Below are 16,348 nucleotides of genomic sequence, written 5' to 3' on the forward strand. Positions count from 1 at the left end.
TTTAATATAAAGATAATTAAATAAACTATTTTATATTACTCAAGTATTGCTTTTATTTGACAACATCTTCATTATGCTTGCAATAATTTTTAGAACCGTGCAGATAATAAGTAGTAGATAATGAATATTGATTACCAATTAAAAAGTGCAGAAACACGTCGTACAGAGCAATTTAAGCCTGAAGAAGATATTGGTTTTGGCAAACTAAGAACTGACCATATGTTTTTAATGGATTATAAAGATGGTCAATGGGTTGAGCCACGTGTTGTTCCTTACGGCCCGCTTACAATGCCTCCAGGCGCTATGGCATTACATTACGGTCAATCAATTTTTGAAGGTGCTAAAGCATATAAACATGCAGATGGTGAAATACATACATTTAGATTAGATATGAATGCAGCTCGTATGAATCATTCAGGTTCTGTTGTTTGTATGCCGTCTATTGATGAACAAATGCAAATCGATGCTATACACGCACTCATTGATGTCGATCGCCTTTGGTTCCCTGAACAAGCTGGCGCATGTTTATATGTTCGTCCATTTGTTTTTGCTACTGAAGATCATATCTCTGTAAGAAGTTCTAAAAATTACACTTTTTGTGTATTACTAAGCCCAAGTGGCGCTTATTACAAAGATGGTAACAATAAAGCAATTCGTTTATTAGTAAGCGAACAATACCATCGCGCAGTATCAGGTGGCACAGGTTCTGCCAAAGCATCTGGTAATTACTGCGCATCATTAAAAGCATCTGAAACCGCACAAACTTATGGTGCTTCTCAAGTATTATATTTAGATTCAACTAATCAATATATCGAAGAAGCAGGAGCTATGAATCATTACCATGTCCGTAAAGATGGCACGGTTATTATTCCTGAATTTACAGATACAATTTTAAAATCAATCACTTCTCAGTCAATTTTAAGTTTAAGTGAGCAGCTTGGTTTTGAAGTAAAACAAGAAACTATCAAAATTCAAGACTTTATCGCCGATGTAAAATCTGGTGATATTATTGAAGCAGGTGGTTTTGGTACTGCAGCGGTTGTATCTCCTGTTGGCTCTTATATCTTTGAAAACAATGACGTGATCACTGTTGGTGATGGCAATGTAGGTAAATATACTTTAGCTATGTATACATTGTTAACTGATATTCAAATGGGTCGCCAACAAGGGCCTGATGGATGGGTAAATCTAGTTGAGCGTAAAGCGCCTTAAACTCAGCTGTTAAAGTGGTATAAAAGTTAATTTATACCACTGACTGTTAAAACCGCCATATAAAACCTTACATCACTTTCATTTACCGCCTATCATAATTTTTAGCTAATTTTTTTGTACTTCACTACAATTCGCTCAAATAAAAAATGATAACCCCGGACAGTATTATGAAATTCAACTCCATTGTTAAAGCATTCTCTTTAAGCACCCTTGCATTATACTCTCTTAATAGCCAAGCAGTATCTGTCGATAAATCATCACAATGGCAAACTTTCGAAACTGAAAACTTCAGAGTTCATTTCACACCTGAATATAGAGATTGGGCACTATCTAGTGCCAGAGAAATGGAAAATGTACGTTTGCTTATCCAAAAGCAACAAAATCGCGTTTTAGACGAAAAAGTTGATGCCTATATTGTTGATCCACTTAATGCTTCAAATGGATTTGCAGTTCCACTTAGCAGTAAACCCTATATGGCTTTATTTGCAACTCCGCCACAATCAGATAGCGTTATTTCAAACTCTAGTAGTTGGCAACAATTATTAGTTTTACATGAATACGTGCATTTAGTTCACTTAGCACAAAAAAATCGAAGTGAATGGCGAAACCAATTAGCGCAAGTATGGGATCTATATGATGCATCTATCATCAAAGCTGATCGATGGGTTGCTGAGGGCTATGCGACTTTACAAGAATCAAAACTAACAGGTCGTGGTCGGTTATATCATGATGGTGTAGAAGCTATAATTCAACAATTTTCCCGTGAAGGTGCCTTACCTACATATAGCCAATTGAGTAAAATGGACAAGCGTTATATGTCAGGTTCTATGGCATATTTAGTTGGTGTACGTTATTTAAAATGGCTTGAAGAAAATTATGGAGAAGATACTTTAGATGCTGTTTGGTCACGTTGGAAAGCAGTTAAGCAACGTAGTTTTAATCAATCATTTGAGGGTGTATTCCAAGATTCAGCCCAAACCTTGTATAAAAGATTTGTAGCGGAATATACATTCAAAGCCATGAGTAAAGAAGCGCAGTATGCAGATTCAAATTCTGAACTTTGGTTAGATTTAACAGGTCAAGTATCTGAACCAGCTTTAAGTCCAAATGGCAATTTACTTGCCGTTGTAGAAACACAAAGAAAAGAAGACCACAAAGAAGTTATTTTAAACATATATACAACACAAGATAATATTAAGGCTGCGGAAAAGTTTGATAAAAGATCGAAAGAAATCCTTAAAGACGATCCTCAAGATATTATAGGCAAGACACCTAAAGTATTTAAAAGAGAAATCAAATTCACTTTAAATCAAACTAATTACCAATCTATAAGAAACCCTCGATGGTTAAATGACGATACCATTATCTTTGGTGCATCTACCAAAGGCAGCGATTCACAATTACACCAAGATTTATTCAGTTGGAACTTAAATACAGGTAAAACAAAACAAATAACCCAAGCAGCTAATCTTCGTCGATTCGATATTACTGATGATGTCATTATCGCAGAACAATCTCGTTTTGGTAAATCACAACTGGTTAAATTTGATTTTAACGGCAATAAGATATCAGATTTAAATAAAGCATCTACCTCGAACATTTATGATTTTCCACGATTAAACTCTGATGCAAGTCAACTTGCTTATTTAACAACAGGTTTAAATAACAAATGGCAATTAAAAGTAAAGGATTTAAACTCAAGCTCTCACTCAGACTTTGTAATACCAGTGCCTACTAATTACCAGTTCTTGTCCTATCCTGAATGGTCTAAAGATAGTAATTCGCTTTATTATGTTGCGGGTACGCAAGGTGAAGTGAAAATGTATCAATATAATTTTGAAACGGATTCTCTGTCAGCCATGACTTCTGGTGAACACCCAGTTTCTTGGCCTATCGCACAGAATGATGATTCATTATTACATTTATCAATTAATTCTAAAGGTCCTGATATATATCAATTAGCGTTAAAACAACAAGATTTTGTACAAGTTACCGATATAATAAAACATAACAATATTGATATTATGGCCATCGATAATAGCCCAATTAAACTAAGCCCTGCTCAAATGACTGTTGATGAATCCATAGGTCAGCAACGTGACTATGGTATAGGTCCACAGGAAGGCACACTGAGTATTGGAGAAAGCTTCTACTCTGCTTCTACAAACTTAATTGAATTAGGTTACAAAAGTGGCGATGTGTTAAGTCGTTTTGATTGGCAAGTGAATGTGAGCTCAGATTTAAATAAAAATATTTTATCAGGCGCCAGTGCAAATGTACGCTGGCAAGGTTGGCCAATAAAACTGTTCGCCCACGCTTATCAATATGATTTAAAAGTTGACGAACAAAAACATGCTGTTACAAATGCCCCTACAGATATTTCAGACACAGGTTTATTACTTGAAGCATCTTATCCATTTAGAACAAATACTTTATCTATCAATACAATTGCGCAAATACGTTTTGCAGATACACAAACTAATGACATAAGTGCTAATCACCATTATCAGTCTTTTGGTTTTGAACAATCTTGGTATTTTGATAAACAAGTATGGGGTGTAAGTCAAAAATCAAAATTAAATTATATATCTGGCGAATTAGAGGATATGAATTATGATGGCTATAATGCCATGTTCTCATTAGCTGGCCATGTTAAGCGTTTTGGATTAGGCGCAGAAGTTCAAGCTATCAAGCGAAGTGATGAGGCTAGTAATATAATAAATATAGGTGGATTTGGTTCAACTTTAATGCAGCCAAAAGCACATCAAAATACGGTTTTCGCACCTGAAATGCCATTTTACTCTGCAACAACAAATGACTATGTAAAATATGAGGTGTTCTCACCATTTGAAGCTGGCAGATTATTTTACACCAGACACACAATGAAAGATCAAGACAATATAGATGTTTATGGTATTAAAGGTGAATTTACCAATGATTTTGGTTTTACCGGTATTTCAAATTTATCTATCAATTTAGGCCTAGCGCAAGTCAATCCAGAAAACAGTAAATCTGATTTAAAAACATGGTTAGGTTTATGGCATAAATGGTAAGATAGAATTAAGGGGGTGAAAACTATCACCCCTATTATTTATTACTTTAACGTATAACTCAATGTTAACCAAAATGAACGTCCAGGTTGTGCGCTAAGGGAGTTACTAAACCCAAGGCTCCGTTTAGAAAAATCATTACCGGAATCTGCTTTTTGAATACCTGGTGCAAGTATTTTTCTATCAAATAAATTAAGTGCTTTTAATGAAACTTTCCAATTTTTACTTAAATAGCTTATAGATGAGTCAAAAATCACCCTGGAACCAACTTCAATACCTTGAAGAATAAGTGGATTACGTGAATATAGCTTAGTGCGATCTAAATAGTTTGCTTTAAAATTAACATTCCAACTTTCTTTGAAAGGTATGTCTATTAGGAAATTTATTTTGTGTGGCGAAATATCCCCTAATGTACCGTTTTTATTAACCCATACATTATCATCGTGAGAAAACATTCGATCCGTTTTAGCGTGAGTGAATGTGTAATATAAATGACCAGTAATATTATTTTGTTCGCTAAGAAAGTTTTGAAATTCAAAACGGCCTCTATATTCAAGCCCAGTAACATTTCGGCTACCATTGTTTATTGAATCTTCACGGATCACGTTGTCATACCATGCACTATACAAAGAAATATCATGTAGCCATAGATATGTTTTATGCATAAAAATAAGTTCTAAGTTTTTGGCTTTTTCTGGTTTTAGATCTGGGTTTTCCTGTCTACCAGACCAACCTCCATATAATTGTTGTGCTGGTGGCTCTTGAAATGCTTCACCATACACCAGTTTTATAGAAGATTTACTATTGTTATATTTATAAATTCCAGACACTCTTGGGTTTATTGACGAGCCCCAAATTTTATTTTTGTCATATCTGATCCCGAAATTAGCCCTGAAGGCTTCATTGTCATATATAAATGATGCGTAACCACCATAATCATTAAATTTAACACGATTATCACTAGGTACTTCTTTAAGCGTTTTCGAATCAAAATCATAAATAGGATCTGTGCTGTAATATATTGCGGCACCAAATCCATATGGACCCACATTACTAGTTGGAGTTGTAGAGCTATAGGCTCCCCAATACCCTGGAACGTCATATGCTTTGGTTAAATCAGAACGTTTAAAGCGCCAGCCAGATAAATATCTAAATTGTGTATTAAGCATATAATCAAAATCTTGTTTTATTTCAATTGCTGAATTTGAACTATTCCAATTCGTGACACTTATGTAAGAAAAATTTTCCATACCTGTTTCCCAGTCAGGTGTGGCTTCAGCCCAATTCCCCCATATGCGGCTTTCACTATATGTAAGGTTTGTATTCACCTTAAATTTATTATTATTTTTCCAGTCATGATTTAAATACATCTGTTTTGAAGAGCGGTACCAGTCTCCATTATTTTGCCCTCTATCTGCCGTATATTGTCCTCCATAGCCCTCATCAATTAGCCAATTGAACATCCCAATAGTTATATTATTAAAATATATATTAGCAAACACCCCCCAATCATCTGATTCATCCTGATATGAGCCGTAAGATTTTCCATTGTTTTTATATTCTAAAATAGGTCCCCAAATATCAGTTTGACTATATAAGTCATTTGAAAGAAACCCCCATCTATCAGATAGATCCTCTTCATCAGAGTTAAATATTACAGCTGCGATGTCAAAACTAAGCCTTTTTAACTTTGCTCTTGTAAATATCTCTAATGCTTTTGAGTTCCAACTACCTATTTCAGTTTTTATTAAAAATTCTGATTCATGCTCTTTTAAAGTTTTACATTTTTTTGTGATGACATTTATCACACCTAAAAATGCATTTGCGCCATAGCGAACTGATGAGGGACCATATAAAACTTCGACACGATTTATCATACTTATTGGATATTGATGGGCCATTATATACTCGTGGCTCCACAAATTATTATCCACGACTCCGTCAATCATGAACAATGTTCTGTTAGTCGTAGGGGTTCTATATCCCCTTTGATAAGAAGTTGTGTTATTTGCTCCCCCAGTTTGAATCACATCAAACCCGGGTAAATCAATAAATATCTCTTTTAAATTATTATATCCCCTTCGGTGAAAATCATCTTCAGTCAAAACAACCATAGCTGCGGGAGCATCTATCAAATTTTCTTCAATACCATTACTACTCACCACTGTAATATTTAATAAATCAACTAATGATAATTCAAATAAATCATTATCCTCAGCTAATGTATGCTGACTTTTTAATAGAAATATTAATGAGGAAAATATATATAACTTTTTAACAGTATTCATTTTTTGCTTTGTTTTGGAGTTATTTATCTAGTTTAGTAAATTTGACCTATTTATCAAAAATATATAATTTACTGCTCACCGCTGTCCACCATTTATTTAACTGGACACAAACGGACAATTCAGGTGTCCGATCGGACACACCTTGCTTAACCAATAAAAGTAATACACTTATTAAACAGTAACTTATATAAATATAAAAAGTTGGCACTCAACCTGCTCTATTACATATATAAATTATTAATATGTTGAAAAGCCATGATAAAAAGCACAGAGACTCAAGATGAGCAAATACAAAACGTTAAATCGAACACTTGGGTTAAATATATGCTTTTTTCGATTATTGTAATCATCGCAGGTATTTATACATTACCAACACTTAGCAATTGGTATTCAGGTATTATCTCAGTAGATAAAACCAATTTACTCACAGCTAAAGTATTTCGTGGTGAATTAATAAGAGATGTAGCAGTATCAGGTAAATTAGTGGCAGCCAATGCGCCGCAACTTTACAGTCCAGAAATTGGTGATGTTACTATGCTAAGTCGCCCAGGCGATAAAGTAACTAAAGGTCAAATTGTAGCTAAGCTAAATAGCCCTGAACTGATATCTTTAATAAAACAAAATAAATCCCAACTGGACAAACTTAAAATTGAAGCTAGTCGTGGATCATTAAAAGATGACGAAGCACAATTAGATTTAGAACGCAGTTTAGATGAAGCAAAAGTCAGATTAAATGCTGCAAATAGGGAGCATCAACGCGCGAAATTATCTTTTGATAAGCAAGTTATCAGTGAGCTTGATTACGCTAAAACTCAAGATGAACTATTAGAGGCTAACTTAAGACATCAACATGCGAATAAACGCGTAGAGCTTGCTAAAAAACGTTTAGAGTTTGAAAATCAAACCCGTCAATTTGAGGTAAACCAACAGCAAATCATTTTAGATGAATTACTTCGCCGAGAACAGGCTTTAGCAATAAAAGCCCCAGTCGCAGGTATAGTCGGTAACTGGTTAATCGAACAAAAAGAGCGTGTTGCAGACTCTCAAGCACTTATGACAATCGTTGATTTAACACAATATGAAGCGCAACTTAATGTGCCTGAGTTTTACGCTGATGATTTAGGCATAGGTCTAACAGTTAATATGACTGTTGCCGGAAAAAAACTAAAAGGTACATTAAGTTCTATCTCACCTGAAATTAACAATAGCCAAGTACAGATCAGGATCTCTATTGATAATAATCATGCGCATAATTTAAGACAAAATCAAAGAGTTAATGCCACTATCGAATTCGAACGAAAATCTGACGTATTAATGGTTAAACGTGGTGCTTTCTTAAAAGCCGGAGCCGCTAAATCAGTATTTAAAGTTACTGATAACTATGCAGTAAAACAAAAAATCAGTGTGGGTATATCAAGTGTAGAATTTGTTGAAATTTTACAAGGCGTTAAAGAAAATGATGAGTTAATAATATCTGATCACTCTGACTTCGCCACGAACACACACATTAAGCTAACTATATAAAACAATAATTAAAACAAAATAACAGTTTTAAATAAATTAAGGAAATCACAATGTTAAATATGCAATCAATCAGTCGAGTATTTAAAACAGACACCATTCAAACGCACGCTTTAAGAGACTTTCATTTACAAGTAAATTCGGGGGAATTTGTTGCAGTGACAGGCCCTTCAGGCTCTGGTAAATCAACTTTCTTAAATGTTGCAGGTTTATTAGATGGTTTTGATGGCGGAACTTATGAATTAGATGGTGTAAACGTCAAAGGACTTAAAGATGACGAGCTTTCGCGATTAAGAAACGAAAAAATTGGTTTTATTTTTCAAAGCTATAATCTTATTCCTGACTTTAATATATTTGACAACATTGATATGCCACTGAGATATCGTGGATTTAGTGCAAAAGAGCGAAAACGCCGTATACAGTCAGCACTTGAGCAAGTCGGTTTAGCAAGTCGCCATAAATATTTACCTAGCCAGCTATCAGGCGGTCAACAGCAACGTATCGCAATTGCCAGAGCCTTAGCGGGTGAGCCTAAAATTTTATTAGCTGATGAGCCAACTGGTAATCTAGATTCTTTAATGGCACGTCAAGTCATGGAATTATTGCACACATTAAACGATCAAGGCAGTACCATCATTATGGTGACACATGACCCTGACCAAGCACGTTCGGTAAAACGTAATGTTCAAGTAATAGATGGTCAAATAACTGATATGAGCATTTACGCGCCATTAAACAATCAAGCCTTAAATACAGCACAAACGGCTTAGGGAGAAAGTAATGGATATGTTTTTATATTATTTAAAACTCAGTAAACATAATTTAAAGCGCCATAAGTTATTTTTTATACTGATGATCACAACTTTAGCTGTCGGTGTCGCGGTATTACTGGCTAATCTAGCTATTTTAAAAGTGATGTCGAGTGATCCTATTCCAGAAAAAAGCGATAAAATATTTAGTGTAAATATGACAACTTGGCCTGAAAAAGATGGCAATAACTCAGAGCCTTTGCATATATTACGTTATAGAGATGCCATGCATATCTTAAAAAGTGATATACCAACATATAGCCTAGCACATTATGCTTCTCAGGTTTATACGCGTAATGTTGAATCTAAAAGTTTAACGCGTTTTAGTGCAGAAACTCGCGCAACAACCAGCGAGTTTTTTGAACTGACCAACGCACCGTTTGAATTTGGCGGTACGTGGGCAAACGAAAATGCCAACGACATTGTTATTGGCTCAGATTTAAACCAAAAACTCTTTGGTGGAGGAAATAGTATTGGCAAATCGGTTGAAATTGGTACACAAGTATTTCGTGTAGTAGGTGTGTTAAAGCCTTGGACTTTAAAGCCTTTATTCTATCATGCAACAGAAAGACGTGCGTTTAACAAAACCGATGATTTATATGCCCCATTAGAAACTGCACTTACAAATAATTGGGGCATAGGTGCAAGAGCATCTTCTACAGAACGATATGAAAATGCATCTGATACAAGAGATAAAAATGCATTTTATATGCAAGCTTATGTTCAATTAGATAACGCACAGCAAAAAGCACAATTTCAAAATTATTTAGATAGTTATAGCCAAAGTTTAAAAGATTCTGGTGAGCACCCTTTTCCAATCAATAATAAGTTGTATAACGTTAATCAATGGCTAGATAAAAACAAAGTAGTCGATGAAAAAATACTGGCATTTGCATTAGCAACTGTATTGTTTCTTGCTGTATGTATATTTAACGCCAGTAGCTTATTATTAGCCCGTTATCACAGTGCAAAGTTTGAAACTGGACTTCGTCGCGCTGTAGGTGCTAGTAAAAAACATGTTTTGTACCAAAGTGCGGTTGAAAGCTTGATCATAGGTACATGTTGCGCTGTGTTAGCTTTAATTTTAGGCTGGCTTTTCTTAAAGTTCTCATTAACTTTATTTCCTTATTTAAGTGATAGCGCATCTTTTGATTCAGGTTTGGTCTTTATGGGCATTTGTATAGCAATCATTACGAGCTTTTTAAGTTCATTGTATCCACTAGTACAAGCTAGTAATTCAAGCTTAAGTGCCCAACTGAAATAAACGGCTCAGATAAAAGGAGAAAACAAATGAATATAAAAGCATTACTAAAAGCACTATTACTGAGAAAATTTGCAACCTGTTTACTGTTATTACAGTTAGCTTTAACTTTAGGATTAGTCGTTAATACTGTATTGATCAGTTTAGACACCAGTAAAAAAATTAATGATCCATTAATGTTTGATGTACCAAACCTATTAGCAATTCAACTATTACCCACGTCAGGTGAATATAAAGATCAAACTTTTTATGATGCAATAACTAAACAAGATTTAAAAAAGTTAACTGAGCTTGATGGTGTTATAAGTGCAGCACAATATAATCAACTACCTATACAAAATGGAGGCTGGAACGGTAACTTCAAAGATGAAGCGACACCTAGAGATGCCATCACTGCAAAAGATTTAGATTACGTTCCAATATTTTATTCAAATGAATTAGGTGTAGAAAACCTAGGTCTTGAAATAATCGAAGGCCGCGCATTAACAAAAGATGACGATATGACAGAGGCTTACTACGCAGGTAAACGAGATGAGTTACAGCCAAATATAGTTATTACTGAATCTCTAGCAAAAGCGGTTTACCCTAATGAGTCTGCAATCGGAAAACTTTCAAATCACGGTAGAATTGTCGGTATCGCTAAAGACTTTATGGTTAATCCAAGATGGGAAGATCGCGCTAAATATTTCGCTGTGTTTGGTAACTTTACATTTGCCCAATTTGATTACACACAAAATTATTTATTACGAATCAAACCTGGTCAGTTGAATAATGTTAAAAAGTTAGTCGAATCTACGATTTTAGCAGTACAACCGGAACGCGATATAATGGATGTATATAGCATGAGTGAACGTCATAAAAACTTCTTTAGCCAAGAAACTGGCTTGGCTAGTTTATTTAAAATATTGTGTGTATTAATGATTATGGTGACAATTGTCAGTAATTTCGCTCATGCGCATTTTCACATGTCACAACAGCGTAAGTATATAGGCATACGTCGTGCTTTAGGTGCAACAAAAAAAGATATTATTTTATATGTATTTAGTGAAAATTGGTTAATGAGTTTATTTGCATGTATTTTAGGGATAGCTTCGACCATTATAATTAATATCTTATTAAGCCAAGTGATCACTATAGACAAACCAGATATTCTGTTATATTTCATCGCGGCAAGTATTATATTTATATCAGGCACGCTAGCAACATGGTTACCTGCATATAAAACAACAAAAATATCACCTGTGGTGGCAACACATACTTTATAAGTTAATAATAAAAAATGCGGGACTGAAGTCCCGCGTAAGACAAAGCATATATACCAATGTTACCTCAAGATGCAGGATTCAGTTGGAGTTAGAAACGCTTTAAGCAAGGCAGATGAATACAGTCATAGTTATTCTATTTCAAATTCATCTAACGCAGCATAAAGCATTTCTAAACCAACCCTGCGGGGACTTCTGAGCAATTCAAGCTCGTTGTTCCATCTTCTTTTAAGGGAGCGACCATTAATACAAAGATGCGCCTAGATCATGAATTGCTCAGTTATCCTGAAACTCGCATCTTGAGATAGCATGGGTATAATATCCGTAATTTGTTTTGTAATAAAAATAATAAAGGAAAATAAAATTGAAGCGTATTTTAGTTGTTGACGATAACCCAGACATATTAGACGCGCTAGATTTATTACTAGGTCTTTATGATTATGAAGTGAACACTGCAATTACCATAAAAAAAGCTTTAATGGCTGTGTCACATCAAAAGATTGATCTTGTCATTCAAGACATGAATTTTACCGATGGTACAACCTCCGGAGACGAAGGTAAAAACCTGTTTTACGATATAAAACATATTAATCCTAATATCCCAATAATTCTAATAACAGCGTGGAGTCAGTTAGAAACCGCAATCGAACTTGTCAAAGCTGGCGCTGCGGATTATTTACCTAAACCTTGGAACGATGATAAATTACTAGAGGTTATAAGTGAAAATTTAAATAAAGCGACACCAGATGTAAAACAAGAACCAAGTTCTAGTTTTATCTATCAAAGTCAACAAATGAATAGCTTGATCCATACGGCTAATAAAGTCGCTCAGTCTGATATCAATACATTGATCACAGGCCCTAATGGTTCAGGTAAAGAGAAATTAGCTGATCATATTCACCAAAACTCCAAACGTAAAAACAGCCCTTTTATAAAAGTTAATATGGGTGCATTACCCCATGATTTAATGGAAGCTGAGCTTTTTGGTGCTGAAAAAGGCGCATTTACAGGCGCGAATACTGCAAGAGAAGGACGCTTTGAAGCAGCTAATGGCGGTACTTTGTTTTTAGATGAAATCGGAGATCTCAATTTAGCCGGTCAAATGAAATTATTACGTGTACTGCAAACAGGTGAATTTGAAAGACTCGGTTCCAGTAAAACATTAAAAGTAGACGTTCGTGTGATTAGTGCAACCAATAGCAATCTACAAGAAGATATTAACCAAGGGTTGTTTAGAGAAGATTTATACTACAGACTCAATATTGTTGAATTACAGTTAGCAGAACTTAATCAAAGAAAAGATGACATTTTACCCTTAGCAGAATACTTTATTGGTAAAGATCATAGTTTATCAGCTTGTGCAAAAAATCATTTATTAGCTCAGTCTTGGCCAGGTAATGTTAGAGAACTAGAAAACGCATGTAAACGTGCGTTGGTATTTGCAAATGAAGCTTGTTTATCTATTGAAGATTTTTTATCTAATGATCCACAAACTTTAGGCTCGATACAAAAACAACCAAGTGAAGCTGAACTCATTGAAGCAACATTAAATAAATATAATTGGGTTATTTCACGTGCAGCAAATGAATTGGGTTTTAGTCGCCAAGCACTCTACCGCAGAATTGAAAAGCATAATATAAAGCAACAGGACTAAATAAATGAACTTAATGATTATCCTTTTAAGTAATATCATTTTCTTTATTCTATGTTTTTATAATCTTCCCCAAAATACTACTATGGTAATACTTTTAGGTTTATGCCTATTTGCTTTTAATGCTTTTATTATTGTTAAACACAATAGAGCTCAAAAGCTATTAGTTAAAAGCTTAGAGCAAGGGTTTTTAAATTTTATAGATGGAGATTTTTCAGCAAGTTTACCCGAAAAAATTTCTCATCAACATAAAGCACTGTTTAACCAATTTAATCAAGCCAGTGAATTTCTTCGATTGGAACGACAACGTCTTTACCAAAGAGAAATGTTACTCGATATGGTGATCAACGCCTCCTCTGTTATTACCCTTTTAATAGATCATCGAGGAAAAGTAGTATTTGCTAATCAACAATGCAGCTCTTTATTCAATACTGATGGCTTAATTGGTTCTGACATTAATGAATTAACAAAAGATTTATCTCATGAGCTTAAACAAGCTTTACATGTTAATGACGTCAGCCAAGGATCAGATTCAATATTTACAAGCACAGATGATTACGGCCAACCTCAGGCTTGGCACATTTCACGATCATCTGTACGACTAAACCTTGCATCACATACTTTATTTTTATTAAAGCCTATGACTGAGCAGCTTGCAAAACAAGAAAGCAATACTTGGAAAAAAGTCATAAAAGTATTAAACCATGAGTTAAATAATTCAATCGCTCCTATTAGTAGCATGTGTCACAGTGGTAAATTGATTTCAAAAAAGTTGGACGAACCTAAATTAGATCGTGTATTTAATTCTATATCTGGTCGTATAAACCATTTAAGTGAATTTGTCAGTGGTTACGCAACTTTTGCTAAATTAAGGCAACCTATTAAAGCACCCATTGAAATTAACGATCTCATGTTACATCTATCGGAGTTATATCCTTTTAAACTTGATAATAAATTAACATGCAATACGCTAGATTTAGATCAAAGCCAATTTGAACAAGTATTAGTAAACCTTTTGAAAAATGCAGACGAAGCCGACCCTGATAGCATTACACTAGTTAATATTTCCGAGATTAATGCTAATGGACAAAAAGCACAATTCATTAAAATAGATATTTTAGATAAGGGACTAGGTATGTCTGATGAGGTGATCAAACATGCTTTATTACCTTTTTATTCTACTAAACATTCAGGAACAGGTTTAGGCTTAGCACTGTGTAAGGACATCATTGAAGCACATCAAGGAAAGTTACTTTTTAATAATTTAGCACCACAAGGCTTTTGTGTTAGCGTGATTTTACCACGCTGATCACACATTCATTTCTCTTTTGAGCCAATCCATAAACACTTGTAATCTTGCTCGCTTAGGCGAGTTATGATCAAAGATTAGATAGCGTTTTACTGCTGTAGGGTGTTTTATTTTAATTGGAATGGCCAGATCGCCCGACTCTTGGCCTTCACGATATAGTGACTTAGCCGCTAAAGTAAAACCATGACCACTCTTTACTGCGCTTAAACCGATATCAGTGCTCACCACTTCAGTCCATTGAGTGTGATTTTCATGGCCTTTTACACTAGCAGCTTCAAACCAAGCCTGCCAATTATAAGGTCCTTCTTTTTCTAGTCGAATTAACCACGAATTTAAAATATCTTGCGGGCTATTAAAATTAACTTTCCCAGCTAATTTTTTAGAGCAAACAGGATACACTTCATCTTGGCCAAAATATTCACATTTAAGATCTGAGGGGGTATTTTTATCTACACTGGTACCAAAGCGTATCGCTAAATCTATATGGCTTTGTTTTAAGTCTTCGAATCTATTCGATGATGCTACACGTATCTTAACTTCTGGATGCTGCAGTGAGAATTCATGTAATTTAGGCATTAACCACATTGAAGTAAAAGCAGGTGTTGAAGTAATTGTTAAACTGCCTTCAATACCCTCACTTTGGATATCATTGAGTCCATTAATTAGTAAGCCAAAGGCTTGCTGTGTCACTTCTAACAACTTTAGTCCACAAGGCGATAAGGTCATTTGTCGCCCTTTACGTATAAACAATTTAGTATTTAATGACTCTTCTAGCTGACGCATCTTTTGGCTGACAGCGGCTTGAGACAAACATAATTCAATTGCTGCTTTACTATAACTTTGATTACGTGCCGCGCTTTCAAAACAGCGTAAATTATTTAAATTGTTTAAACGTTTATCCATAATTGTAAAGGTAACTAAATAATTTAAAACTGATAATAATCTTATACAGCTTACTAATATAAGTACAGCTTATAATTGAGTTAAGAATTTACCATTGGCTTTAAATATCATCTAATAGCAAAATTATCTCATACAAAAATATTCAGTATTTATAAAACTAATAGGCTTTTATATGAAATTTAAACAACTGCACCATAAAAATACACCTTTGTTAATTTGTAATGTTTGGGATGCAAATAGCGCTAAGATAGCTCAAAAATCAAACTTTAAAGCGCTTGGTACTTCCAGTGCTGCAATTGCTCAGATGCTTGGTTATGAAGACGGAGAACAAATGAGCTTCGATGAATTGCTATACATAGTAAAACGCATTTTAGCCTCTACAACTTTGCCATTAACAGTCGATATTGAATCTGGCTATAGCCGTGACCCTTTAGTTACTGCTGGTTTCATTAAAACATTATCTGAGTTAGGTGTCGTCGGTATCAATATTGAAGATAGTCTAGTCAATAAAACCAGAAAGTTGATTAATATAGATGCATTTGCTGATTATCTTAATGCTGTTACTGAACAGTTAGCAAAGGATAATGTCGATATATTTATAAATGTAAGAACAGATACCTTTATCTTAGGTTCTGACAAGGTGCTAGAGCAAACAATAGAGAGAATAAAACGATATGAAACTGCAAATATAGATGGTGTATTTGTGCCATGTATTACTAATGAAAGTGATATAACAGCAGTTGTAAACAGTACTGAGCTTGCCGTAAATGTGATGTGTATGCCTGAGTTGCCTAACTTTGAAGCATTAAAAGAATTAAAAGTTAATAGGATCAGTATGGGTAACTTTTTGTTTGATAGCTTAGCTGCTAATTTAGAATATAAGATTACCGATGTTTTAGAGTCTAAATCTTTTGATCCCGTTTTTAATAACTAATCTCATATTTTAAAATATATAGCCTACAAATGAATTTAGTAGGCTAGATTAGATTTAAATAAAATCTAATCGGTAAATTCAATCACGCCAATACTGCCATCTGCAGCTAAAATTAAGCTATTATTACTGGCTAAAGTATAAAAACCCT

At 34.4% G+C, this 16,348-nt stretch carries 11 protein-coding genes; 9 read left to right on the forward strand and 2 right to left on the reverse strand.

Going from position 1 to position 16,348, the window contains the following annotated elements; translation table 11 throughout:
- The first annotated feature begins 120 nt into the window (after window positions 1–120).
- On the forward strand, window positions 121–1,212 hold the full coding sequence (locus tag PSA_RS11725; RefSeq protein WP_042144321.1) for a branched-chain amino acid aminotransferase: 1,092 nt from the start codon (window positions 121–123) through the stop codon (window positions 1,210–1,212).
- Window positions 1,213–1,379: 167 nt separating this feature from the next.
- Window positions 1,380–4,265 (forward strand): hypothetical protein, encoded by a 2,886-nt coding sequence (locus PSA_RS11730; RefSeq protein WP_042144318.1) that lies wholly within the window; start codon window positions 1,380–1,382, stop codon window positions 4,263–4,265.
- 41 nt (window positions 4,266–4,306) lie between these two features.
- On the opposite strand, the gene PSA_RS11735 is transcribed toward PSA_RS11730, so the two are convergent.
- Complete coding sequence (locus PSA_RS11735; protein ID WP_197276822.1) at window positions 4,307–6,424, reverse strand: TonB-dependent siderophore receptor; 2,118 nt, start codon at window positions 6,422–6,424, stop codon at window positions 4,307–4,309.
- A gap of 381 nt (window positions 6,425–6,805) precedes the next feature.
- Between PSA_RS11735 and PSA_RS11740 the strand changes: the two genes are divergently transcribed.
- The 6 genes from PSA_RS11740 to PSA_RS11765 all read left to right on the forward strand — a co-directional run bounded on the left by PSA_RS11740 (window position 6,806) and on the right by PSA_RS11765 (window position 14,363).
- On the forward strand, window positions 6,806–8,074 hold the full coding sequence (locus PSA_RS11740) for an efflux RND transporter periplasmic adaptor subunit (RefSeq protein WP_042144315.1): 1,269 nt from the start codon (window positions 6,806–6,808) through the stop codon (window positions 8,072–8,074).
- Between the two features lie 50 nt (window positions 8,075–8,124).
- On the forward strand, window positions 8,125–8,841 hold the full coding sequence (locus PSA_RS11745) for an ABC transporter ATP-binding protein (RefSeq protein WP_042144313.1): 717 nt from the start codon (window positions 8,125–8,127) through the stop codon (window positions 8,839–8,841).
- Between the two features lie 10 nt (window positions 8,842–8,851).
- Complete coding sequence (locus PSA_RS11750) at window positions 8,852–10,144, forward strand: ABC transporter permease (protein ID WP_042144311.1); 1,293 nt, start codon at window positions 8,852–8,854, stop codon at window positions 10,142–10,144.
- A 26-nt stretch (window positions 10,145–10,170) separates the two neighbouring features.
- Window positions 10,171–11,406, forward strand: coding sequence for an ABC transporter permease (locus PSA_RS11755; protein ID WP_042144309.1), 1,236 nt, complete (start codon window positions 10,171–10,173; stop codon window positions 11,404–11,406).
- A 361-nt stretch (window positions 11,407–11,767) separates the two neighbouring features.
- Window positions 11,768–13,057 (forward strand): sigma-54 dependent transcriptional regulator, encoded by a 1,290-nt coding sequence (locus PSA_RS11760; RefSeq protein WP_042144307.1) that lies wholly within the window; start codon window positions 11,768–11,770, stop codon window positions 13,055–13,057.
- 82 nt (window positions 13,058–13,139) lie between these two features.
- Window positions 13,140–14,363 carry a PAS domain-containing sensor histidine kinase gene (locus PSA_RS11765; RefSeq protein ID WP_059364910.1) on the forward strand — a complete coding sequence of 408 codons (1,224 nt, stop codon included), beginning with the start codon at window positions 13,140–13,142 and terminating at the stop codon, window positions 14,361–14,363.
- Here PSA_RS11765 and PSA_RS11770 read toward each other — a convergent pair whose 3' ends face one another.
- Window positions 14,364–15,266 (reverse strand): LysR substrate-binding domain-containing protein, encoded by a 903-nt coding sequence (locus PSA_RS11770; RefSeq protein WP_042144304.1) that lies wholly within the window; start codon window positions 15,264–15,266, stop codon window positions 14,364–14,366.
- A 172-nt stretch (window positions 15,267–15,438) separates the two neighbouring features.
- Between PSA_RS11770 and PSA_RS11775 the strand changes: the two genes are divergently transcribed.
- Window positions 15,439–16,200 carry an isocitrate lyase/phosphoenolpyruvate mutase family protein gene (locus tag PSA_RS11775; RefSeq protein ID WP_042144302.1) on the forward strand — a complete coding sequence of 254 codons (762 nt, stop codon included), beginning with the start codon at window positions 15,439–15,441 and terminating at the stop codon, window positions 16,198–16,200.
- Window positions 16,201–16,348: the final 148 nt, after the last annotated feature.

Origin of the sequence: Pseudoalteromonas sp. '520P1 No. 423', assembly GCF_001269985.1 — a bacterium.
GTDB lineage: Bacteria > Pseudomonadota > Gammaproteobacteria > Enterobacterales > Alteromonadaceae > Pseudoalteromonas.

What these genes read in the sequence shown, in the direction of transcription:
- PSA_RS11725 (WP_042144321.1), top strand. Translation starts at nt 121, where the DNA reads ATGAATATTGATTACCAATTAAAAAGTGCAGAAACACGTCGTACAGAG.
- PSA_RS11730 (WP_042144318.1), top strand. Translation starts at nt 1,380, where the DNA reads ATGAAATTCAACTCCATTGTTAAAGCATTCTCTTTAAGCACCCTTGCA.
- PSA_RS11740 (WP_042144315.1), top strand. Translation starts at nt 6,806, where the DNA reads ATGATAAAAAGCACAGAGACTCAAGATGAGCAAATACAAAACGTTAAA.
- PSA_RS11745 (WP_042144313.1), top strand. Translation starts at nt 8,125, where the DNA reads ATGTTAAATATGCAATCAATCAGTCGAGTATTTAAAACAGACACCATT.
- PSA_RS11750 (WP_042144311.1), top strand. Translation starts at nt 8,852, where the DNA reads ATGGATATGTTTTTATATTATTTAAAACTCAGTAAACATAATTTAAAG.
- PSA_RS11755 (WP_042144309.1), top strand. Translation starts at nt 10,171, where the DNA reads ATGAATATAAAAGCATTACTAAAAGCACTATTACTGAGAAAATTTGCA.
- PSA_RS11765 (WP_059364910.1), top strand. Translation starts at nt 13,140, where the DNA reads ATGGTAATACTTTTAGGTTTATGCCTATTTGCTTTTAATGCTTTTATT.
- PSA_RS11770 (WP_042144304.1), bottom strand. Translation starts at nt 15,266, where the DNA reads ATGGATAAACGTTTAAACAATTTAAATAATTTACGCTGTTTTGAAAGC.
- PSA_RS11775 (WP_042144302.1), top strand. Translation starts at nt 15,439, where the DNA reads ATGAAATTTAAACAACTGCACCATAAAAATACACCTTTGTTAATTTGT.